At 51.1% G+C, this 22352-nt stretch carries 19 protein-coding genes; 18 read left to right on the top strand and 1 reads right to left on the bottom strand.

Annotated elements, in window-relative coordinates:
- The first annotated feature begins 166 nt into the window (after positions 1–166).
- Complete coding sequence (locus tag F3H12_RS07715) at positions 167–1489, top strand: ISNCY family transposase (protein WP_149678765.1); 1323 nt, start codon at positions 167–169, stop codon at positions 1487–1489.
- Between the two features lie 349 nt (positions 1490–1838).
- Here F3H12_RS07715 and F3H12_RS07710 read toward each other — a convergent pair whose 3' ends face one another.
- Positions 1839–2222, bottom strand: coding sequence for a DUF2141 domain-containing protein (locus F3H12_RS07710; protein ID WP_188118431.1), 384 nt, complete (start codon positions 2220–2222; stop codon positions 1839–1841).
- Between the two features lie 276 nt (positions 2223–2498).
- On the opposite strand from F3H12_RS07710, the gene F3H12_RS07705 reads away from it, so the two are divergent.
- The 17 genes from F3H12_RS07705 (at position 2499) to F3H12_RS07625 (ending at position 22339) form a co-directional block, all read left to right on the top strand.
- Positions 2499–2738, top strand: a complete 240-nt coding sequence (locus tag F3H12_RS07705) for an AbrB/MazE/SpoVT family DNA-binding domain-containing protein (RefSeq protein WP_149678763.1) — start codon at positions 2499–2501, stop codon at positions 2736–2738.
- A gap of 213 nt (positions 2739–2951) precedes the next feature.
- On the top strand, positions 2952–3953 hold the full coding sequence (locus F3H12_RS07700; RefSeq protein ID WP_149678762.1) for a deoxyguanosinetriphosphate triphosphohydrolase: 1002 nt from the start codon (positions 2952–2954) through the stop codon (positions 3951–3953).
- Between the two features lie 86 nt (positions 3954–4039).
- Positions 4040–5836, top strand: a complete 1797-nt coding sequence (dnaG, locus tag F3H12_RS07695) for a DNA primase (RefSeq protein ID WP_149678761.1) — start codon at positions 4040–4042, stop codon at positions 5834–5836.
- 196 nt (positions 5837–6032) lie between these two features.
- The gene (gene rpoD, locus F3H12_RS07690) at positions 6033–7133 is read left to right on the top strand and encodes an RNA polymerase sigma factor RpoD (RefSeq protein ID WP_149678766.1); all 1101 of its coding nucleotides are present in this window, start codon (positions 6033–6035) and stop codon (positions 7131–7133) included.
- Positions 7134–7370: 237 nt separating this feature from the next.
- Entirely contained in the window at positions 7371–8459 is a 1089-nt protein-coding gene (locus tag F3H12_RS07685; protein ID WP_149678760.1) for a P-loop NTPase family protein, read from the top strand.
- A complete protein-coding gene (locus F3H12_RS07680) occupies positions 8452–9696 on the top strand; it encodes a TadA family conjugal transfer-associated ATPase (protein ID WP_149678759.1) in 1245 nt (414 codons plus the stop codon). Before F3H12_RS07685 ends, F3H12_RS07680 begins: the two co-directional genes overlap by 8 nt.
- A 10-nt stretch (positions 9697–9706) precedes the next feature.
- A complete protein-coding gene (locus F3H12_RS07675) occupies positions 9707–10462 on the top strand; it encodes a type II secretion system F family protein (RefSeq protein WP_188118430.1) in 756 nt (251 codons plus the stop codon).
- Positions 10463–10472: 10 nt separating this feature from the next.
- Entirely contained in the window at positions 10473–11351 is an 879-nt protein-coding gene (locus F3H12_RS07670; protein ID WP_149678757.1) for a type II secretion system F family protein, read from the top strand.
- A 14-nt stretch (positions 11352–11365) separates the two neighbouring features.
- Positions 11366–12004, top strand: coding sequence for a TadE/TadG family type IV pilus assembly protein (locus F3H12_RS07665; protein ID WP_149678756.1), 639 nt, complete (start codon positions 11366–11368; stop codon positions 12002–12004).
- Between the two features lie 32 nt (positions 12005–12036).
- Entirely contained in the window at positions 12037–15345 is a 3309-nt protein-coding gene (locus tag F3H12_RS07660) for a DUF5702 domain-containing protein (RefSeq protein ID WP_149678755.1), read from the top strand.
- The gene (locus tag F3H12_RS07655; protein ID WP_149678754.1) at positions 15317–16672 is read left to right on the top strand and encodes a TadE family protein; all 1356 of its coding nucleotides are present in this window, start codon (positions 15317–15319) and stop codon (positions 16670–16672) included. The genes F3H12_RS07660 and F3H12_RS07655 overlap by 29 nt, the downstream gene beginning before the upstream one ends.
- A gap of 41 nt (positions 16673–16713) precedes the next feature.
- Complete coding sequence (locus F3H12_RS07650) at positions 16714–18180, top strand: DUF6382 domain-containing protein (RefSeq protein ID WP_149678753.1); 1467 nt, start codon at positions 16714–16716, stop codon at positions 18178–18180.
- 79 nt (positions 18181–18259) lie between these two features.
- Positions 18260–19042, top strand: a complete 783-nt coding sequence (locus tag F3H12_RS07645; RefSeq protein ID WP_188118429.1) for an amidohydrolase family protein — start codon at positions 18260–18262, stop codon at positions 19040–19042.
- Positions 19043–19082: 40 nt separating this feature from the next.
- Entirely contained in the window at positions 19083–19796 is a 714-nt protein-coding gene (locus F3H12_RS07640; protein ID WP_149678751.1) for a polyphosphate polymerase domain-containing protein, read from the top strand.
- 37 nt (positions 19797–19833) lie between these two features.
- A complete protein-coding gene (locus F3H12_RS07635) occupies positions 19834–20523 on the top strand; it encodes a DUF4956 domain-containing protein (RefSeq protein WP_149678750.1) in 690 nt (229 codons plus the stop codon).
- A 221-nt stretch (positions 20524–20744) separates the two neighbouring features.
- Complete coding sequence (locus tag F3H12_RS07630; RefSeq protein WP_149678749.1) at positions 20745–21482, top strand: isoprenyl transferase; 738 nt, start codon at positions 20745–20747, stop codon at positions 21480–21482.
- Between the two features lie 2 nt (positions 21483–21484).
- A complete protein-coding gene (locus tag F3H12_RS07625) occupies positions 21485–22339 on the top strand; it encodes a phosphatidate cytidylyltransferase (protein WP_149678748.1) in 855 nt (284 codons plus the stop codon).
- Positions 22340–22352: the final 13 nt, after the last annotated feature.

Below are 22352 nucleotides of genomic sequence, written 5' to 3'. Positions count from 1 at the left end.
ACTCATCAAAAAACACGAAAAATATAGATTTCTCTTGCTTTGCAAAAACTGTGGAATTTACTTTTGCAAACCGGAATTTACTTTTTCAATTGACCTATTCTATGATAATGTCACCTCGTAATTATTCCGATAAAATGTCACTATGAAGAACGAGGTGTATTATCTTATGTCTCAAAAACAACTAAATAGGTATACAGTAATTTCTCAACTCATTGAAGGTAATTTAACTACCCGAGATGCTGCAGAAAGTTTAGGCCTTAGTGAACGCCAAGTAAAAAGGCTTAAAAAGGGAGTGAGGGAAAAAGGGCCGGCGTTCTTAATTCACAAAAATACTGGTCGTAAACCTGTGCATGCTTTTTCGGATGATTTAGTTGAGGAAATTATTGCACTAAGAAAATCTGAAACATACAAGGATTCTAATTTCCTTCATTTTCAGGAGCTTTTAAAAGAACATGAGGGCATTAAAATTAGCTATAAACCTCTCTACAATATTTTAACTAATGCCGGCTTTAACAGTCCTAAAAAACGACGTAAGATTAAAGCACACCATAGGCGTAAACGTAAAGCTCAAGAGGGTTTACTTATTCAAATAGATGCAACCCCTTTTAATTGGTTCGGTGATAAGCAAATTTACGCTCTACATGGTGCAATTGATGATGCTACCGGTAAAATCGTAGGCCTTTATCTTACTAAAAATGAGTGTCTACAAGGTTATTTTGAAGTTACAAGGCAAATTCTTTTAAATTACGGTATACCAACAAGTATTTATTCTGATAAACACACCATTTTTCGCTCCCCAAAGGCAGATAAAATTTCTCTTGAAGAACAATTAGCCGGCAAAGTTATTAATGATACCCAGTTTGGACGTGCTATGAATGAATTAGGCATCACACTCATTCCCGCCCAATCGCCTCAAGCTAAAGGACGGGTAGAAAGACTATGGGATACTTTGCAAAGTAGATTACCTGTAGAATTTAAGATAGCTGGCATTACTAATATTCATGAGGCCAATCAGTTTTTATTAAGCTATATCCCTAAATTTAATGAGAATTTTGCCGTAGAACCTGCCAACTCAAAAGTTGCATATACTCCCCTTAGGGAAGATTTGTTTATTGATAATATCTTATGTTTTAAACAAATTAGAACTATCGATAACGGCGGTGTGTTTTCCTTTAAAGGCAGGCATTTTCAGCCTGTTTCAAATGGACATACGGCTTACATACCACCAAAATCACTAGTGGAGGTCTTAATTAGTCCTGTTTTTGGGGTAAGAGTTAAATACAAAAAGGCAGTTTATGAAGTTGTTCCTTTTATTAAACCTAAGAAAACAAAAACTCCTACCCCTGCTAAAGAAAAAAGTACTTATCGTCCACCTGCGCATCATTACTACAAATACGGTCATGAATTATGGCCTAAATTAAGTTTTGCAGAAAGCAACAGTGAGATCCTACAAATGCTTGAAGAAATATTTCTAAAGAAAGATGCTTAACCTTACAGGGTCTACTAACTATTTTGTTATGGAGCGAAGGTGTGTCAAGGGCGAGCTTGCTCGTTTATTTACCCTTGACATACCTAGCGACATAACTATACTTTTTAAAACCCTGGAAGGTGACATTTTCTCGGAATAATTAACTCCTTTTAGGGGTGACATTTTCACAAACTATTGACATACCCAATTTTAAAAAGCGTGATATTTCAGTCGAGGTTTGCAGGACATGATGCTGTCGCCGCAGTGCAAAAGCTTACCGGGGAGGTTTCCAGGCGGCCGGTTGTTGCCGGTTATGAGGTCGGATGCTCCCCGGTTGGAAACGCCCAAAAGGCACACGGCAATGCCTGCATCAGTACATTGCCGGAATATCGCTATAGCACAGGGGAATGTAAACCGTGTTCTGTTCGGGTCCATACCGGAACTTGCACGCGTCAAAAACAGGGGGCCCTTCAAAAGGTTTGTTCCGGCCGGATGTGCCGATTCCCTCCGAAGGACGGTTTCCGGCAAAGTCCAGATTCTGGTTCCGGTTCTCATCATGGATCACCACGGCCGCGTATTCCCCATAGGGGATATTGAAGAATTCAGCCACAATTTCATCGCCTGTGATTTCCAGAACCTGATAGGAGACACCCGGACCGGTCATGGGATCCTGATTGTGGAGCACTACCAGGACTTGCCCGGTTTTACTCCTGAATGGGCCTGCTGTAATGGTAAGCTTGTCGGCATTGTTCACGGCTGAAGCCGCAGCGGCTATGAAAGATTAAAGCGTAAACAGATTACAGCATAAGATCTGTATAGATATCATCCTAGGTTAAAAATGGATGGCTGTCAATGCACGGAACCCTGATAGGACCATCCTTTTATGGAATATCCTTTAAAATGGGGTAATTACCAAATTTTTAGAAAATTCTCTGGGTTTTTTTAAATTTTTCTATTCACTTTATGACAATTTATGATATAATTCAATTGGATATTGATGATTTTCAGTAATGTTTGGGAGGATTTTAGAATGAGGGCTACTGGATATGTTAGAAAACTGGATTCGCTGGGCAGAATCGTTCTTCCGAAGTCACTTCGCAAGGAACTTAACATTAACGAGGGCGACGATATAGAGATGTATGTGGATGATGACGGAAACGTTGTGCTGGACAAATATGTTCCGAGATGTGTTTTCTGCGATCAGGCAAAGGAAAATGTCATCAACTTCAAGGGTAAAATCGTCTGCCACGACTGCCTTAAGGATATGTAAATGATACTTTGATGTATAAATTCAGGCGGCAGAACCGCCTTTTTTTTATCGCCCGTCCCTGCGGGCGGGTCTGAAAACGTCCTGAATCGGTTTGTAACGAGGAGCGGCTCAAGAACAGTTGGCAGAAAAGACATGGAATTCCTGTCCGGTTGGGTATATATAGTATGTGTACATCCGGATATATCACCGTGGAGGTGTTGAGGGAGGATTCTCATGTCAGTGCGCACCTATCTTGAGGAACTGGAGGAAAAAAACTTAAGCCCGTATGCCACGCTCAGCAGGAACAGCCGGGGAAGGGAGAGACCTGAAGAAAAATGCGATGTCAGAACCGATTTCCAGCGGGATCGGGATCGCATTATTTATTCCAAGGCTTTCAGGCGGCTCAAGCATAAAACCCAGGTCTTCATATCCCCTGAGGGCGATCATTACAGGACACGGCTGACCCATACGCTGGAGGTGTCCCAGATAGCGCGCACCATTGCCAGGGGCTTAAGGCTCAACGAGGATTTGACCGAAGCCATTGCCCTCGGCCACGATTTGGGCCATACGCCCTTTGGCCATGCAGGCGAACGCGTTCTGGACAGGATGGTCTCAAAAGGGTTCAAGCATAATGAGCAAAGCGTCCGGGTGGTGTCCTTCCTGGAAAAGGACAGAAAAGGCCTGAACCTGACATGGGAAGTCCTGGACGGTATACAATGCCACACGGGAGACAGGCTGCCCGCCACACTGGAGGGGCAGATCATCCGTTATGCGGATAAGATAGCCTATATCAACCATGATATTGAAGATGCCATCCGCGGTGGCATCCTGAGGGAGGAAGATATCCCGAAGGAAGCCGCGGCCATATTGGGGAGGAGTTCATCGCAGCGTATCAATAACATGATTGTCAACATCATAGAAAACAGCGGGGACGGTCAGGGCATCCGGATGAGCAGGGAATTCCAGGAGGCCACCAACCTGCTCCGCGATTTCATGTTCCAAAAAGTCTATATCGGTTCAGCGGCCAAAAAAGAGGAAACCAAGGCGGAACGCATGCTTCGGGAACTTTTTATCTGGCTGATGGAACATCCGGATTATCTGCCTGACGATTTTCGTAACAGCATCCATGACGTAGGCCTGGAACAATGCGTGACCGATTATGTGGCGGGCATGACCGATCGCTATGCGGTCAGAAAATTCAATGAAATCTTTGTTCCCGTTTCATGGCTTGAATAGGGAAGAACTGCCATGCTGTTTATTTTTTCACCTCAGAGAAGGAAATTTGGGCAATATGTCGAATAATATTGCTATGAGGTTTTCGTATGTTATATCCTGAGCAGATTATCGAGGAAGTCAGGCTTCGCAATGATATTGTGGAAGTGGTTTCCGGTTATGTGAAGCTTGAAAAAAAGGGCAGAAGCTACTGGGGACTGTGTCCGTTCCACAACGAGAAAACACCGTCCTTCAGCGTGGAGCCCAACAAGCAGTTCTTTTACTGCTTCGGATGCAATAAGGGTGGCAGCGTCATCCATTTCATTATGAACATTGAAAACCTGGAGTTCGTTGAGGCCTTGAAGTTTCTGGCCGACAGAGCCGGGATTGCCCTGCCCGAAACTGAGGATCCGCAAGAACGGGAGAAGGCTGAGCAGCGCAAGGTAATCCTTGAGATTAACCGGCAGGCTGCCAGGTTCTATTTCAGGTCCCTGGCCGGGAAGGATGGTCTGAAAGCCCAGAATTACCTCAAAAAAAGAGGTCTGCTGGCCAAGACCATCAAGCAGTTCGGCCTCGGATATGCTCCCGCAGAATGGGATGGGCTGACCAGGGAATTGCTGAAGCAACATTTTCCGGCGGATTTGCTGATCAAGTCCGGGCTCTCCATCCGGGCAAAAAGCGGGGAACTGGTTGACCGTTTCAGGGACAGGATCATGTTTCCCATCTTCGATATCCGTGGGAATATTGTCGGCTTCGGCGGACGTGTCCTGGACGGGTCGATGCCCAAGTACATGAACTCGCCCGATACGCCCGTGTATAATAAAAGCCGCGAGCTCTACGGTCTCAATTATGCAAGAATGAGTCCGTCCAAAAGGCTGCTCATCGTAGAGGGCTACATGGATGTGATCTCACTGCACCAGGCGGGCATAGACTTTGCGGTGGCATCCCTGGGCACAGCGCTGACCCGCATGCAGGCCTGGATTCTGAAAAAATACTCTGAAGAGGTCATCATCGCCTACGACTCGGATTCAGCCGGACAGGCAGCCACCATGCGCGGACTGGATATCCTGGAAGAGACAGGCTGCAATGTCAAGGTGCTGATCCTGCCCGAAGGGAAGGATCCGGACGAGTATATCAGAATTCATGGCCCCGATAAGTTTAAAAACCTTATAGACAGGGCAATATCCCTGCTGGACTATAAAATCAGGGTACAGAGAAATATGCATAATTTGGATACCCTAGAAGATAAACTAAAACTGCTTAACGGCATTGCAGATACGCTGGCAGAGCATGATAACCCTATTGAGCGTGAACTCTACGCGAAAAATTATGCGCAGGAATATGGAATCTCATATGAATCCCTGCTGGAAGAGATAAACAGGAGAGCAAGCCGTAAGAGCAGATCAGGAGATTATTCCAGGTCCGTCAGGGATGGAAGGGACAAGTTGCCGGCAATACAGAACAGGGAAGGTTTCGACGCACGCTACTCCGAACTGGAGCACATGCTTCTTGTGCTGCTGTGCCATGAAAACCGGTTTTTTAATTTGATTTCCCAGAACTATGATCTGGAATCATTCAGGGACAGGCAGGCCGGGGAGATTGCCAGGAAATTGTACAGGAAACTGGAAGAAAACAAAAGCTGTGTTCTGGCTGAACTCCTGAACGATTTGGATCCGGGCAGCGCCGGCTATCTCGTGCGGCTGTCCGAAACAAAGGGCGAGGTTAAAGAACCGGAAAAAGCAATCCGGCAGATCCTGTACAAGCTTGAGATCTTGAAGCTGGAAGATCTGCAGAAGCAAACCATAGAGAGGATCAAAAACGAACAGGACGGCGAAATCAGACAGCAATTGGGGCTGGAGTTCAGCATACGCGCTGAAAAAATAGCCGAACTGAAGAAGAAGCTCTAGATACCATTTAACTGACGAGGGGTGTGTTACCTGAATGGCTGACAGTAAGAAAAAGAATACGTCAAAAATAAAGAATGAAGCGGAAAAGGAAGCCGAGCTGGCCGTTAACCAAAAGCAGGCTTCCGGCAAAAAGGAGCAAACGTCCAACGAAAGCAAGGCCACACAATCCGGGGGAGGCAAAACAAAACCTGAGGACATGACCAAGGAAGGGATAAAGGATCTGAAGGCCATCCTGAAGGAATTGACCGATGAGGGCCGGGAAAAGGGCATGCTCACCTACCGCGAGATCGAGGATGCTTTCGAGAAGGTGGACATATCTCCGGAACAGATTGAAAAGGTCTATGAGACCCTGGAGAAATTGGGCATTGAGATCGTTGCGGATAACATAGAAGAGGAGTTTGAGGATTTTCAGTTCACAGACGGTCTCGAAGATGCCGATTTGGATGATCTGTCAGTTCCGGAGGGCATCAGCATTGATGACCCGGTACGGATGTACCTGAAAGAGATAGGCAAGGTTCCCCTGCTGCAGGGTGATGAAGAGATAGAACTGGCCAAACGCATGGAACAGGGGGACGAGGAAGCCAAGAAGCGCCTTGCGGAGGCCAACCTGAGGCTGGTGGTGAGCATCGCCAAGCGGTATGTAGGGCGCGGCATGCTGTTCCTCGACCTAATCCAGGAGGGCAACCTGGGCCTGATCAAGGCTGTCGAGAAGTTTGACTACAGGAAAGGCTTCAAGTTCAGCACCTATGCCACCTGGTGGATCAGACAGGCCATCACCAGGGCCATCGCCGATCAGGCCAGAACCATACGCATTCCTGTGCATATGGTGGAAACCATCAACAAGCTGATACGGGTATCCAGGCAGCTCCTGCAGGAGCTGGGCCGCGATCCTACCCCTGAGGAGATTGCCAAGGAAATGGGCATGTCCGAGGACAAGGTGCGCGAGATCATGAAGATCTCACAGGAGCCCGTTTCCCTGGAAACACCCATCGGCGAGGAAGAGGACAGCCACCTGGGAGACTTTATTCCGGACGATGATGCGCCGGCGCCTGCCGAATCGGCTGCGTTTACCCTGCTGAAGGAACAGCTCATCGATGTTCTGGATACCCTGACACCCAGGGAGGAAAAGGTACTGCGCTTAAGATTCGGACTGGATGACGGCCGGGCGCGCACCCTTGAGGAAGTGGGTCGCGAGTTCAATGTTACCCGTGAGAGGATACGCCAGATAGAGGCTAAGGCCTTAAGAAAACTGCGCCATCCCAGCAGGAGCAAGAAACTGAAGGATTTTCTGGATTAACAGGCATGCGAACCGAAAGGCGGCTGAAAAGCCGCCTTTTTTGCATGCTTTTTCAATTCGTTCCGGCTCCCGACAAATTCTTCCTCCACCTGTCCGGATTCTGTCAGGGCAAAGAATAAAATTAAATATTATGTAAATTCATGATAATTCAGTATAGACATAACTTTTATCATATAGTAAAATAATATCTGAATACCAAAATTTAGAATTACAAAAAGAATATAGGAGAGACCGGGTATGTCCGTACATCTTGTCCTGGCAGACACAGACAGGCTGTACATAGAAAAGCTTGCCGCATGGCTGCACAAACATATGCCCTACCAGTTTTCCATCGAGATACTGACCCATCCCGAAAGCTTTCAGGCGTGGGCTGAAAGCGGCGGGCAGGCGGATATGGCAGTCATCTCCCTTGATCTGGCACGCCAGGTCCTGTCCTGTCTTCCTCAGACGGGTATCCTGATTCTGGACGACGGTTCCCATGAGCCGATAAGCCTTGATGTGCCGCGTGTTGACAAGTACCGGCCGGCCGAGGAACTGGCGAAGGATATCCTCACCCTTTGTGCGGATCGCATGCCGGGAATGCATGCCAGGGAAAAGCACAGGCAGAACATCACACTGGTCGTCTACCTGGACGGAGCCGATGCCTTAAACCCGGTCGCCCCGGCGGTCGCCCGGCTTTTCGGTTCCAGAGGCAGGAAAACCCTTTACATCTCTCTGGAACAGGCACAAACAACCCAGCTTTATTTCAACGGCACCGGCACCAGGGGGCTCAATGAAATGCTATATTACCTCAAATCCAACAGGGATAACCTGTTCATGCGGCTTGAGTCCTGTCTGACCAGGGATTTGGCAAGCGGTGTTCATTTCCTTGCCGCGCCATGCGGGCTGGTAACGCCGGAAACCGTCGAATGGTCCGATATGGACAACCTGTTATCCGCCACCGACAGGGAGGGCGATTTTGAAGAGATAGTCCTGGCAACGGAGACAGGCATGTTTGGGCTGATCCCCGGGCTCATGGAACGGGCGGCCCGTGTTTGGACGGTTGCCCTGAACACGGCAGCCTCATCTGTGAAAATGCAAAGATTTCTTCAGGCCCTTGAAAAGGGAGAGGTCGATCTGGACAGGCTGAAAGCAAAACTTCGGCTGCTCCTGATAGATGTCTGCCGGTTGGACGGTTTCAGCGGGCAGTTCCCGGATATTCCGAAGTGCAGACTGGAACCGCATCCTGCGGAGCCAGGCGCTGCATACTGGGTTCCGCATGAAAACGACTTTTCGGCAATAGCCGCCTTGCTGGACCAGGAGGATAAAGGGAGTTGCCATGAATGAACGGCAAATGCATGAACTGATCAGGGAAATCAGGCAGGAGATCGCCTTAAGACGCAACCTGGCCCTGGAGTACAGCGGCCCGGATCTGGACAGGGAACTCATGGAGCTCATCGAGACCATCACCTTTGAAAAAGCCGGTTCCCGATCGCTGAACCCCCTGGAGATCAAGGCTGTGGTGGATGCGGTATTCAACCAGATGCGCAGGCTGGATGTCATTGAACCGTTCATCCACGATCGGGAAATCACCGAGATCATGATCAATGGTCCCGACAAGATCTTCATCGAAAAAAACGGGGTCATCCAGAAAACCGATGTCCGGTTCGAGAGCCGTGAAAGACTGGAGGACATCATCCAGGTCATTGTGGGCAAGGTCAACCGGTCCGTCAACGAAGCGGAGCCCATTGTGGATGCCCGCCTGGAAGACGGTTCCAGGGTGAATGTGGTCCTGCCGCCGATAGCCTTGAACGGTCCCATCGTGACCATCAGAAAGTTTCCCGAAAAGCCCATGACCATTGAGGACCTGATCCGATATGAATCCATCACCCATGAGGCGGCAGAATTCCTCGACAAGCTGGTCAAATCCAAATACAACATCTTCATCTGCGGGGGTACGGGTTCGGGAAAGACGTCCTTCCTAAACGCCCTGTCATCCCTGATTCCTCCCAATGAGCGCATTGTCACCATAGAGGATTCAGCCGAGCTCCAACTCTCGTCCATTGAAAACCTGGTGCGGCTGGAGACGCGCAATGCCAATACTGAGGGCAAAGGGGAGATCAGGATGAAATCCCTTATCAGGACAAGCCTTCGCATGAGGCCGGAACGGATCATTGTCGGAGAGGTCAGGGGCGAAGAAGCGCTGGACATGCTCCAGGCCATGAACACGGGACATGACGGGTCCATGTCCACGGGGCATGCCAATTCCACCAGAGACATGCTTTCAAGGCTGGAAACCATGGTCCTGATGGCGGCGCCGCTCCCGCTGGATGCTATACGAAAGCAGATTGCATCCGCCCTGGACATCATGATCTTCCTGTCGAGACTCAGGGATCATAGTCGGCGAACCATGGAGATCAGTGAAGTTCTGGGATATAAAGACGGTGTCATTGAGCTTAACCCGCTTTTTGCTTTCGAATATGAAGGGGAGGCGCCGGATGGCAGGGTAATCGGACGCCTGAAGCGGACCGGCAACAGTCTGGTGAATCAATGGAAGGCGCAAATCAGAGGTATCACGTTTTAGGGGGATGCGCATGGAACAAGAGATCATCCAGTATGACCGGTACCGGATGAAGCCCGGGGAATTCATCCTCAACCTGCTTCTTGCCATGGTTTTTTTGTTCCTGGTAGGCATGATTTTCTATGACCATTGGTTCATTGCCCTGCTCCTTTCCCTTCTCGGATTTGCATGGATACCGGGAAGAAAGAGGGAGTTGGCCAAACGAAGGAAGGAACTGGTCAAGCTTCAGTTCAGGGACGCCCTCTATTTCATATCCGTATCCCTGTCGGCCGGCAAATCCTTTGAGACAGCCCTGCTGGATGCCCAGCAGGCCCTTGAGCGGGTATATCCCGACAAGAACGCCATCATCATCCGGGAACTGGAACTGATCAATGCCCGCGTGATGATGAACGTTCCTGTGGAACAGGCTTTGAACGATTTTGCCCAACGCGTCCGGATAGAGGAAGTTAAAAGCTTTGCGGATATCTTCAGCATATCCAAGCGGGCGGGCGTCAACCTCGTGGAAGTGATCAAGAACACTTCGGGCATGATCCGCGAAAAAATTGAGGTCAGGCAGGAGATAGAGAATCTGATCGCCGGCAAGAAACTGGAGCAGAAGATACTCAGCGTCACGCCTTTCGTGATGGTTTACCTCATCAAGTCTTCCAGCAGCGAATTCCTCGAGCCATTATACAGTACGGCTGCCGGAAGAGTGGTCATGACCGTTGCCTTGCTGCTGCTTCTGGCTGGGCACGTCATCGCTAAAAAGATCATGAACATTGAAGTATGAAGGTGAAGGGATGCAAACATTCTGCCTGTTGACGGCCCTTGGTGCCGGTGCTTTTTATGCCGTTATACACCTTTGGCAGCAAAGCAGTTACCGGGAGTATCTTGAACCGCTGGACCAAAAGCAGCATTTCTACAAGCCGTTCCTGGCGGGCGCTCTCTGGTTGGTGGACAGGGTGGGGCTCAAAGGGGCGGGCCGCTATTTCGAATGGCTGCACCAAAAGGTGGTCATGCTGCATGGAAGCCGTTATGCCGCCTTTTATATGCAAATTCACTGGGCAGCAAAGGTTTTCTACCTGTTCCTCGGCATGGTCCTGGCTGGGCTGATCGGCTTTTTGGGCGGTGCGGAAGGGAATGAGTGGTATGCCATTGTACCGGGTTCGGGGATTGGGCTGTTCTTCCTTGCGGACAAGATCCTGGATGACCAGTACAGGAAAAAAGTGATGAACATCCAGCGGGATTTCCCTGATTTTGTCACCAACCTTGTGCTCCTGGTCAATGCCGGGCTCAGCATCAGGCAGGCCATTGAGCGCATCGTCCGGGAGCGGGGCGGAGAGACACCCTTATACAGGGAGCTGCAAATCACCCTGAATGACATCGGGGCTGGCCTGACCGAGCAGCAGGCCTACACCGATTTTTCAGAACGCTGCAAGATCAAGGAGATCACCAATTTTGTCGGCATCATCCTCCAAAGCATGAAGCTTGGCGGGGGACAAATGCTGTACGAACTGAAGCGGCTGGGCGTTGAATGCTGGGATATGCGGAAGAACGTGGCCAGGCAAATGGGTGAGGCCGCCTCTTCCAAGCTGATGCTGCCGCTCATGCTCATGTTTATTGCCATCATCATGATCTGCATGATGCCTGCCCTGATGGAGCTGGGCAATGCCTTCTGAACGGAGGGACAGGGATGTTTAAAACGGATCGAAAGCGCTCGGGAAGCGCAACGGTTGAGTATATCCTGATCCTGCCCCTGGCTATGGCCTGTGTTGTCGCGGTGATCATGATTTTTATGGCCCTGTATCAGAAATCAGCCATCCAGGGGCTGGCCGATACGACAGCCGAAGGTCTCTCCATGGTGTGGAAGCACAACCCGGTGAAGGCAGAAGAGCTGACCACCGGCGCGTACAGCCGGGAAAGCTACGACAACCGGCAGCTCTACTGGCAGATCCTCCCCGTCGGCTCCGGCAGAAAGGCAGCGACGGCACAGGAATGGGCGAAAAAACAGCTGGATACGATGGGGATCCTGAAGAAAGCGGAAGATGCGAGGGCACAGGCTATCGTCAACTATCACCACGGCTTTCCGTCAGGCAGGATAGAGGTAAGCCTTTCGGCGCGCTATATCATGCCCGGAGCCGCCGCGCTGCGATTTATCGGACTCGGCGATCGGCTCATGGTCAAGGGCAGCGCGGAATACCCCATCTATGATCAGAAGGAGATGATCCACGTTACGGACTATATCGTGCAGAAGGTCATGGACAGCGGGATTGGAGAGCTTCTGAAAAAACTGGCTTCACCGCTTAAGAAGGTTCTGAAGATGTTGGAATAGGAAAAGTAACCGGAAAGGTCGGAATGTGCAACATGAAAAGGACAAGGGGAAGCATTACGGTTTTCATCTGCATCATCCTGGCGGCGCTCATCCCGCTCTGCGGCATATTGATGGATTTGGTACGCTACAACGAAGCGGTCAGAATAGCGCAGTCCTCCCTGAAACTCTGTGCCGAATCCATGCTGGCCGCCTATGACAGGCAGATGAAAGAACAGTTCGGCCTTTTGGCCATGCACCCCCGTGAAGCGGCATCCCTGGAGAAGGAGATATATGAACTCTTGTCGGACAACCTTACCCCTGAAAATGCCGACGGGAATGTGACCGATCTCTTCCGGTTCAAGGTCAGGCGCGTGGAGGTCATCCCTTACTATAACCTGTCCGAACCCTATGTCCTTGAGCAGCAGGTGGCCGAATTCATGAAATACCGGGCGCCCGTCCAGGCCGTGAGTGAATTCCTGGAAAAGCTGAAAAGCATGACAAACCTTGCCCGGGAAGGTGAGATAGCCGAACGCAACATCGCGCTGGACAAGCTTCTCAATGGACTTCGGGCGGACATGATCTATTTTGCGCTGCTCCTGGATCAGAAAATGAAGCAAATCAACAAGACAGACAGATTTGATCCGCTATCCCAGGCCATTATTGATGCCGTTAATGCCAACAATTGGAGCGAGATGGAAGTCAGGCCCACCCAGGAAACCATCAATGCCATCAATGAGAAGATGGCCGAATACAGAAACGTCAAAATTGAATTTGAAGAGGCAAAAGATGCCTATGAGAGCGCAAAGGAAACTTTCAGCCAGGTGGAGGAGCGCATGAATGACCTGAAGGAACGGCTGGAGGAAGCCAAAAGCAGCAAGGGTTCATCCGAGGAGGAAGGGGAGGAGCAGGACACATCCGAAGCCGATACAGCCATTCAGAAACTGGAAGCTGAAATCAGCCGGCTGCAACCTGAATATAACGCCAAAAAAGCGGCGATGGACAGCGCATGGCAAGCGTATCAGCAGGTCAGCAACCAGCTGAGGATGGTGGCCCAGCAACTGAATGAACGGTTGAAAAAGCTGCTGGATTGCTATGAAAAAATGTATCAATACACCCATACCTCGATGGATTTGCTCCGGTGGCTCAAGGAACACCTGGAACTGCATGAAAAATACTGCGCCAAGGCCATCGAACTGGGACAGAACCTGATTTCACGAACACAGGAAGTCCAGCATGAAAAGCAGGCGCTTGAAAGCGTCATGGAGAAAAGTCCGGACAGCGCTCTGGCGCAGCAGGTGAACGCCGATCTGGAGAAGAAGCTAATCAGCGTGGATCCCCGGCATATCGGTCAGATCCTGGAGCGGCTTGAACAAAACAGAGGATGGGTGACCAAATGGCTGGAAGCTGCGACCAAGGCCTATGAAGCTTATCTGCAAATGTCCATGGACCTGGATGATGAAATCCGGCAGATCAAGCTGCTGATTGAGGATAAGGGTGATGGCAGTAAAGTTGTCATCATGTACAGAGGTAATGACAAAACGATAGCATGCCTGGATGAACTGAGGGAAAGCCTTACCTATCTGCGGAGCTATTCCAGCATGAAATCGCTGGGGGTTTATGATATTCCCGAGTATCAGCTGGTTCCGCCGGCCACGGAGAAGGAACAGCAAGGGTTTGACATCTGGCATGCCTATACCTTTGAGGGGAAGGAACTGGTCCAGGAGCCGGAACCCGAGAATCCCGGACTTGAAAATGCCCGACAGAAGACCGGCCAGGCAGCACAGACCATTGCAGAGGGCAAGGACGGGGCGGAAAACGGACCCGGTGAATCCGGTGAGAATGAAAGCGATGCAGAAGAAAACCTGTATGAGCTGTTATACATTCCGTCCCGGGACGGAGCGGAGAGTTCCGAGGAAAGGCTGGCCGCCATATCGGAACACGTCTGGCAGACGCGGCAGGACCGGTTTGTGCTGCCTAATCCCCTGGAAGACCCCGTCCAGGGCCTGGAGAAAGTCAATGAAAAGGACAGGGGATTTTTTGACCATGAACTGGAACGAATCAGGAAGTTTTTCGAAACCGTCGGCCATCTGCTGGCCGATGCCGGCGAATCCCTGATCAAGAGCCTGTATGTGAATGAGTACATTGTGTCGGCCTTCAAGAACTACACCACGGTTGGAAATGCCCTGGAACACGATATCGGCTGGAACAGGCCTCTGGATAAAACCTGGTTTAAGAGGGCGGAAGTGGAATACATCATTTTCGGGCATCCCTCAGAGCAAAGCAATATTGCGGCGGCAAAACGCACACTCACCGTCATCCGGCTTGTTTTTAACCTGCTCCATGTCTATACCGATCCGGAAAAGCTGGCCTTTACTTTCAAAATGGCCTCTTCCATCGCCGGTTGGACCATCTTTGGCGTGCCCGTCGTACAGAATTTTCTTCTGGTATCCTGGGCCGCCCTGGAATCGTGGCTGGATGCGGAAAAGCTCATGGCCGGCGAGCAGGTACCCCTTATCAAGACCAGCCAGTCATGGTTCCTTGATCCGGACAGGCTGAAGGAATACCTGATCGATAATGTCATTGCCGGTATCCGGGATCTGGTGCAGGACAAGGCCGAGGAACTGATCGATAAGGGCGCAGCCAGTTTGGAGGAGACGGTCATGTCCTTTATCAACGGGCAGCTCGACGCCATTTTCTCGGGCATCACCGATAACTGGTACCAGGCGACTGAAACCGTGGGCGAAAGGGCAAAAAGCCTGGTCAACAACCTTGATTTCAGCGACCTGAAGTATATCACCGGAGATACGGTAGAAAGCCTTCTGGAATCCCTCCGGGAATACATGGCCGGCAAGCTTGCCGCATTCTGTGACCGGATCAGGGATGAAGGGGTGCAGGTCATTGCCGAATGCAAGAAGGAGATTCAAAACAGGATACGCACCGTGCTGTTCGAGTCGGATGCCTACAAGAACCTTAAGGAAAAGGTAAAGGATTTCGCCAGAGATACCATCGATAAAGGCTTTGACATGATCACGGACAGGATTTCCGGTGTCCTGGGCGCATCAGGTGGCAAGTCCAGCGGGGCCAGCAATGTCTTGGGGCGGCTGATCATGATGGACTATACCGATTACCTCAGGCTTATGCTGCTCACCGTAACTCCGGAGCAAAAGGCCTTGCGATGCGCCGACCTGATGCAGCTGAACCTGTACGCCGTATCACCGGATACTGCCGAGGCCATCAGCAATTACCATACCGCCCTATATGTGAAAGCCTGGATTGATATTGACCTGTGGGTCATTCCCGAAGCCTTCTTCAAAAAAGACAAGGAGGGGATGATTGTTGTGGAATGGGCCCAGGGGTATTGAACGGGCATGGAACGAACAGAGAGAAAAGCAACCCATGCGAAGGGGAGAAAAAGGCAGCGCCACCGTTGAAGCGGCCGTGGTGCTTCCTGTCTTTGTCATCTGCCTTTTTACACTGGCCTACATAGTGAGAATATTCATGGCCTATCATGTGATGCAGTCGGCCCTGCAGAGCGTGGCCAGTCGCATTTCAAGCGCCAGTTACTATTACTACGTTTCCGGGCTGAAGGATTACGCCGATAGGGTTGACGAGATGGGGAAGGCTGCTGCCGATACGCTCAGGAATCAGGCGGATACCGTTATCGGTGCGGTGGATGCTTTTCGGAGCCTGGTTTCCGGGATTAATGATCCAAATCCGGCAGTGGACCTGGAAACCCGTGTCAGAAGCGCAGCCGAATTGGGAGAACAGCTCGTTGGAAACACCAGGGATGCGGTTGACCTCATCAGAAACATCCTGAAGGATCCCGGCCAGGAGGCAAAACTGCTCATGACGGTTTTCGCCCAGAAAGCTGCCTATGCCACCAGGAAGGAAATGGTCTGCCTGGCTGCCGGGCTGATGCTGGAGGAGGAACTGAAAAAGCGGGCAAACAACGGGATGGACGCCAAAAAGGTTTTAGGTATCCGCGACATCAGCTTCGGCCAGTCGCAGATCTTCGGGGACGGGGAATCCCTGGAGTTCATCATCACCTATACCATCAACCCGCCGGTTCCCTTCGGGCTGGCGCCCAAACTGACCCTCAGCAACCGGGTCAAGGTGATTGGATGGACATCGGGCAGGGGCCCGTCTGTGCGGACATCGGAACAGAACGAGGATACCGCTGACAGCATCTGGGTCCGGATGGACAACGAAAAGCAATACTGGGACAGGGGCCTGGCCATAGAAGACATGGAAGTGGAGAGACTGAAAAACGAAGCGGGCAGCATGCGCTTCAAGGCCACATCCAAAACCTATCCCGCGGTGGACGCCTTCATTTATGACGAGCACACCGTCAGGATGTTCGATGTGTTTACGCTGAATCCTTTCATGAAGACCTATCAAAACCAGCCAGGCCGTATCAAATCCGAGATTAAAAAACATGGCAAAAGGCTGATGGAGTTTGATTTCCAAAACCGGCCGGAGACGCCGAAGGCGCAGCGCGTGGAAAGGATCGTGGTCATCATATTGCCGGAAAACGCCAGGGAGGCCATGCCAAATCTTGATCAGCTCATCGGTGAAGCGACAGCTGAACTGAAACGAATCGGGATTGCCGAAGTCCGTGTCCGATATGATTACGGCGGGTATACCCGTCCGGAAGATTCCGAAGGTCAGGAGGAAAAGGAAGCGGCCTGACCGGAAGTCAATGAACTTTCAGAGAGGGGTTTGATAAAGCGATGGATGAAAGGTTGAAGGGATGTATTCAGGAATTCAAAACCGAATCCAACCGCAGCCTGATGTGTTTTGCTTTTCAGGACGACAGCCAGTTGATCCGGTACCAGTTGGAGATGCTGAAGAACAACCGGATACCTTCGCTGCTGAAGTGCGAGATCCTGAAGGTGGATCAGGAAACTAGGATATCCTTCGATATCACCTCCATGATCCCGCTTAACAAGATACTGGAACGCAAGGAGATAGGCAGGCGGGAATTCTTCCGGTATCTGCGCCAGATCACGGGCGCCTTCGATCAGCTGGAGAACCATTTGCTCGATTACGGCGGGCTAATGCTGGACAGCAGCCTGATTTACGGGTCGCCGGCCGACGACAGGATATATTTTATCTACATACCCCACAAAGATATGATGCAGGAAATCAATGAGTCCCTGAGGCAGTTCATCACCGGCCTCATCATCAGGGAGATGAAGTTCAAAAGCGAGCCTTCCGATAACTACATCCAGCGGCTCATAGAAGTCCTCAAAAACCCGGACTTTGATCTGAAAGCGCTGAAAGTGTGGCTGGACGCCAATGCACATGAAGGGAACGAGGGAAGTACCATTCCTGCTGATTCACAGCCTGTCCCAAGGCCTGCCGCTTCCGTTTTCCCGGATCCTGCAAGGTCAGCCGCCGAACCGGAACCTGCAAAGATGCCAATGCCGGGAACCATGCCTGAAAAGAAGAATGCCTCCGTCAAGACCGTTACCGAGAAAAAGCTGGTATACCCTCTCAAATCCTGGCTGATCCTGGGTGCGTCCATACTTGCCTTCTTCACCCTGGTGGCCGTGATGGTTGTGAAAGGTGCCTTTGAGCCCGGTAATCCGGATGCCCTGACAACGCTGCTGGGACTGGCCCTGGTTGGAGGAGCTGTCATCTGGCTGATCTGCTCAAAGGCTTTCGCGCCGGACAGAAAAGTGGAAAAAATCATAGAAAGAAAAATCCCGGAACCGGAAAAGAAGCCGGTTTTCAGGCATAACGGGCAGAACAGCCAGGAACAGACCGTTCCGAAAGTGTCCTATGTCAACAAGGCCATACCGCAGCCGGCTGTCCGGGAAACGCCTCCGGAGAAGGCCTATGCTTTCAGGGAAGCGGCAAGCGCTGTTGACCGGACAGTTCTTTTGGTGCAGAAAGGCAATGCGGGGCCTTCCCTCAGAAGGAGCGGCGGTGATGGAGAAACCGTCACGATTCAGCAGTGGCCTTTTCGGATCGGCAGAATGGCCGAACAGGTGGACTATTGCATCAGGAACCCGGCTATTGGCAGGATCCATGCCGAACTGACAAAAGGAGCCCAGGGATATTGCATCACCGACATGAATACGCGGAACGGCACCTATATCAACGGGGTACGGATAGAGCCCAACATGGAACATCCCCTGAAAAACGGCGACAGAATCCTTCTGGCGAATGAAGAGTTTCAATTTTTCGAATAAAGGTGTATGATGAATATGCCTTATTGAAAGATCTGTCATGAAGCAATTCATGGGCAGCATCTGTGGGAGGTTGTTTCAGTTGGGGATTATCGATATTCACGCCCATGCTTTCCCCGAATCCATCGCCAGGAAGGCGGTTGAGCAGATTGGGGGCCATTACGGCATCGAAATGGCTGGGAACGGGCTCCTGGAAGATCTGAAGGCCAGCGCGGAGCGGTCGGGAGTGGATTATGTGGTGTTCCACGCAACGGCTACAAAGTCCGGCCAGGTCCGCAGCGTCAATGACTGGATTATCCGGAACTCCGGGGGGATGATGATAGGGTTCGGCACCGTCCATCCGGATTTTGAGGAACCCGAGGCCGAGATAGAACGCCTGATCCGGGCAGGCCTCAAGGGAATCAAGCTGCACCCGGATTTCCAGGGTTTTGATGCGGATAGTCCAAAGATGGACAGAATCTACCGTTTCATAGGTTCCAGGGTACCGGTGCTCATGCATGCGGGCGACAAGCACCTGGATCATGCGTCACCCAGAAGAATAGCCCGTGTGATAGAGAAATTTCCCGAACTCAGGCTCATTGTCGCCCATCTGGGCGGTCACGGCAAATGGGAAGAGGCGGAAGCCTGTCTCATCGGGAAGAACCTCTGGCTGGATACCTCCAGCGCGCTGGCTTTCATGGAACCCGGGCGCGCCGTGGAACTCATCCGGAAGCACGGGGTTGACCGGATCCTTTTTGGGACCGATTATCCCATTACCTATCATGAGAGGGAGCTTGCCCTGTTCAACCGGCTTGATCTCACCAGGGAGGAAAAGGAAGCCATCCTTTATGAAAATGCACAAAAGCTTTTGGGGCTGAAGCCATAAATGAAAGCAGGTATTGCGAAGACCGGCAGGGTTTTATATAATGGACAAAAGGTTTAAGCCTGACAGGACGCTGGCTTTGGGACGGAGAATGGACATGACCGGTACGGCAAGGCATGAGCTGAAATTCTATATCTCGCCATCGGATGCGGCAATCCTGGAAAAAAAGCTTGAGTATCTCCTTTCTTATGATGAGCACGGTACCGATGGCGTTTATCATGTAAAATCCCTGTATTTTGACGATTTCTACGACCAGGCACTCTCCGGGAAGATGGAAGGCGACATGAAGCTTCCCAAGTTCCGCGTCCGCATCTATAATGAGGATCTGAGCCGAAAAAAGCTGGAACGCAAGCTGAAACGCGGGGATATGGTGTTCAAGACAAGCTTTCCCATCATTGACGAGGAGTACTTCAGGTTCAGGAAACACAGCGAATGCTTCTCCCATGTGTTTCCCGATCTGAAAGGAAACTTTTTAAGGCCCAGGGTCATCATCAGTTATAGGCGGAAAGCCTTCGTTTATGAGCCCGGGAATGTACGCATAACCATAGATTCCCAGATCAGGGCCAGCATCAATCAAAACCCGTGCCTGTACAGGCCTGCATGCATGATCAATCTGCCGGCGCCCGAGAACACGGTTTTTGAAGTGAAATATACCGGCCTGTTTCCGGATCACCTGAGGGTCATTTTTCAGGAGGTCGGCTACCGCCGGTCCATATCCAAGTATGCGGCGGGCAGGCTGGCCGGGATATACCGGTGAGGGATAACATGACTGAGAAATAGCAGAGGGGGATAAGATGAGCAAACCGTTGACTTTCCAGGACATCTTCAAGAACAATTTTCTGAACTCCCAGACCTTTGAGGGCATCACCCTGAATCAGCTGCTGATTGCCCTGCTGTTTGCCTTTCTGGCGGGCATGTTTATTTACCTGATTTACCGCGTGTCCGACAATACACCGGCTTTTGTCAACAGTTTTGCGGTTTCTCTCGTGGCGCTGACCATGATCACCACGGTGGTCATCATGACCATCACTTCCAATATCCTGCTTTCCCTTGGCATGGTGGGCGCCCTGAGCATTGTCCGGTTCAGGACGGCGGTAAAGGAAGCCATTGATATCATTTACATGTTCTGGGCCATCACCATGGGCATCACCATCGGTGCCGGGTTCTACTTCATCGCAACGGTGGGTTGCCTGATCATAGGACTGGTGCTGTTTGCCATGAGCCGGATCGGCGGCAGGGAGAACCTGTTCGTGCTTGTGATCAATGCCAGACAGACAGTAAACCAGAACCAGCTTGAGGAGATCCTCAGGGAGCGTGCCGGCAAGTTCCGGTTCAAGGCAAAGAGCGCCTTTGGCGAGGCAGCGGAATGGACATACGAGGTACGCCTTAAGAAAGGCGACTCGGGATTCACCGACAGCCTTGCGGCCCTTGAAGGCGTGGAGAATGTCAATCTTGTGGCATTCAAAAACCATAACGTTTTATAGAAGGGTTTCTCCGGCTGATACGGCGACGTGCCTGACGTGTCTGGTCCCGGCTTGCGGGATCAGACCTTTGTTTTCTGTTGGCGTGAAAATATTCCGTTGATTTCCGTGCATACTTTTGCGGATATTATTTATGGCAATCATGGGCGGTTTTTGGTATGATGTTGATGGCTGAATGACAAAAATGACCAAAGCCGGATAATAACGCAGTAAAGGGATAGATCATGAGAACCGGAAAGACAAGCAAAACAGCTTTGAATCCTGAGGGCATGCCACGGCACATCGCCATTATCATGGACGGTAATGGCAGGTGGGCCAAAAAACGCGGCCTGTCCCGGAGCATAGGACACCGTGAGGGCTCCAGGGTACTGAAGAAGATCGTGGAGGAATGCTATAACCTGGGCATCAGGTATCTGACGGTGTTCGCCTTTTCCTGTGAGAACTGGTCGAGGCCCAAGGAAGAGGTGGACCAGCTCATGAAGCTCATGATGGAGTATCTGAAGAACTCTGAGAACGAGCTGAGGGGAAAACCGGTCAGGATCAGGGTGATTGGCGATCGGTCCGGACTGCCCGCCGATATGGTGTCCGAAATCGAGCGGGTGGAGCGAAACACTGCGCATCTCGAAGGGTTGGACCTGATCATTGCCATCAACTACGGCGGAAGGCAGGATATCCTGCATGCCTGCAAAAAGCTGGCAGAGGATTACAAGAACGGCCGGATCGCGGAATCCGAGATCACAATGGGCGCCCTTGCGGATCGGCTGTGGACGGCCGGCATCCCGGAGCCCGACCTTCTGATCCGGACCAGCGGGGAGATCAGGTTCAGCAATTTCCTCATATGGCAGAGCGCATACGCGGAGCTTTACTTCACCGATGTGCTGTGGCCCGATTTTACAAAAAAGCACCTGCATGAGGCCATTGTGCATTATCAGGGGCGGCAGAGAAGGTTTGGAGGGCTCTGAAGATGCTGACCAGGATTATCAGTGGTGTTGTCGCCGCAGCCGTACTCGTTGCGATCCTGCTCCTGCCGCCGGTATTTCTTGCCGGCGCCGTACTTCTCGTTTCCTGCATCGGGCTTCATGAATATGCAGGGGCGATGAAGCACAAAGGCATCCGGGTGGATCTGAAGGTCTCATGGGCAGCGGCCCTGGTATGGACAGCTTACGCCTATGTGACCACGCTTGCGGAGCAGGAAGGCCAGGGGCTGGCAGTTGCCATGAAAAGCCTTTTCACAAGGACTGCCCTATGGGGTATAATCTTTTTGATTGTGGTCGTTCTGTTTTCCAGGATCCTTTTTGAAAATGGAAAATTCAGAACCGAAGATGCAGCCCATACCCTGTTCGGCATCATCTATATTCCGTTCCTCCTGTCCTTTGTCCTCATGATACGGAATATGGACCGCGGTTTTGAGTACATCTGGCTGGTGATCATCGGCGCATCGGTGACCGATATTTTCGCCTATTTTGCGGGAACCCTGTTTGGGCGGCACAAGATCATTCCCGCCATCAGCCCGAAAAAGACTGTGGAAGGCGCCATAGGCGGGGCTTTGGGCTGCATGATCTGCATGATGGTTTACGGTGTGCTGGTAGTGAACCAATCGGGAACGGCGCTCATCCCGGTTTATCATTTTGCCCTGATGGGCATGCTGTGCGGTGTCCTTTCCCAGATCGGGGACTGGGCTGCCTCTTCCATCAAGAGGAGCGCCGGCATCAAGGATTTTGGTCGTCTGCTCCCGGGGCACGGCGGCATGATGGACCGGTGCGACAGTTTTCTGTTCGTGGCGCCGGTGGTGTATATCTACATCAGCCTATTTTTCTAGCAGGATGTGAGCA

Origin of the sequence: Thermoclostridium caenicola (genome assembly GCF_900142095.1) — a bacterium.
Taxonomy (GTDB): Bacteria; Bacillota; Clostridia; order DSM-8532; family DSM-8532; genus Thermoclostridium_A; species Thermoclostridium_A caenicola.
This window is presented reverse-complemented; position numbering and strand designations above follow the sequence as displayed.

What these genes read in the sequence shown, in the direction of transcription:
- F3H12_RS07640 (WP_149678751.1), top strand. Translation starts at nt 19,083, where the DNA reads ATGGACAAAAGGTTTAAGCCTGACAGGACGCTGGCTTTGGGACGGAGA.
- F3H12_RS07705 (WP_149678763.1), top strand. Translation starts at nt 2,499, where the DNA reads ATGAGGGCTACTGGATATGTTAGAAAACTGGATTCGCTGGGCAGAATC.
- F3H12_RS07635 (WP_149678750.1), top strand. Translation starts at nt 19,834, where the DNA reads ATGAGCAAACCGTTGACTTTCCAGGACATCTTCAAGAACAATTTTCTG.
- F3H12_RS07625 (WP_149678748.1), top strand. Translation starts at nt 21,485, where the DNA reads ATGCTGACCAGGATTATCAGTGGTGTTGTCGCCGCAGCCGTACTCGTT.
- F3H12_RS07650 (WP_149678753.1), top strand. Translation starts at nt 16,714, where the DNA reads ATGGATGAAAGGTTGAAGGGATGTATTCAGGAATTCAAAACCGAATCC.
- F3H12_RS07715 (WP_149678765.1), top strand. Translation starts at nt 167, where the DNA reads ATGTCTCAAAAACAACTAAATAGGTATACAGTAATTTCTCAACTCATT.
- F3H12_RS07675 (WP_188118430.1), top strand. Translation starts at nt 9,707, where the DNA reads ATGGAACAAGAGATCATCCAGTATGACCGGTACCGGATGAAGCCCGGG.
- F3H12_RS07685 (WP_149678760.1), top strand. Translation starts at nt 7,371, where the DNA reads ATGTCCGTACATCTTGTCCTGGCAGACACAGACAGGCTGTACATAGAA.
- F3H12_RS07670 (WP_149678757.1), top strand. Translation starts at nt 10,473, where the DNA reads ATGCAAACATTCTGCCTGTTGACGGCCCTTGGTGCCGGTGCTTTTTAT.
- dnaG (WP_149678761.1), top strand. Translation starts at nt 4,040, where the DNA reads ATGTTATATCCTGAGCAGATTATCGAGGAAGTCAGGCTTCGCAATGAT.
- F3H12_RS07680 (WP_149678759.1), top strand. Translation starts at nt 8,452, where the DNA reads ATGAATGAACGGCAAATGCATGAACTGATCAGGGAAATCAGGCAGGAG.
- rpoD (WP_149678766.1), top strand. Translation starts at nt 6,033, where the DNA reads ATGACCAAGGAAGGGATAAAGGATCTGAAGGCCATCCTGAAGGAATTG.
- F3H12_RS07630 (WP_149678749.1), top strand. Translation starts at nt 20,745, where the DNA reads ATGAGAACCGGAAAGACAAGCAAAACAGCTTTGAATCCTGAGGGCATG.
- F3H12_RS07700 (WP_149678762.1), top strand. Translation starts at nt 2,952, where the DNA reads ATGTCAGTGCGCACCTATCTTGAGGAACTGGAGGAAAAAAACTTAAGC.
- F3H12_RS07665 (WP_149678756.1), top strand. Translation starts at nt 11,366, where the DNA reads ATGTTTAAAACGGATCGAAAGCGCTCGGGAAGCGCAACGGTTGAGTAT.
- F3H12_RS07660 (WP_149678755.1), top strand. Translation starts at nt 12,037, where the DNA reads ATGAAAAGGACAAGGGGAAGCATTACGGTTTTCATCTGCATCATCCTG.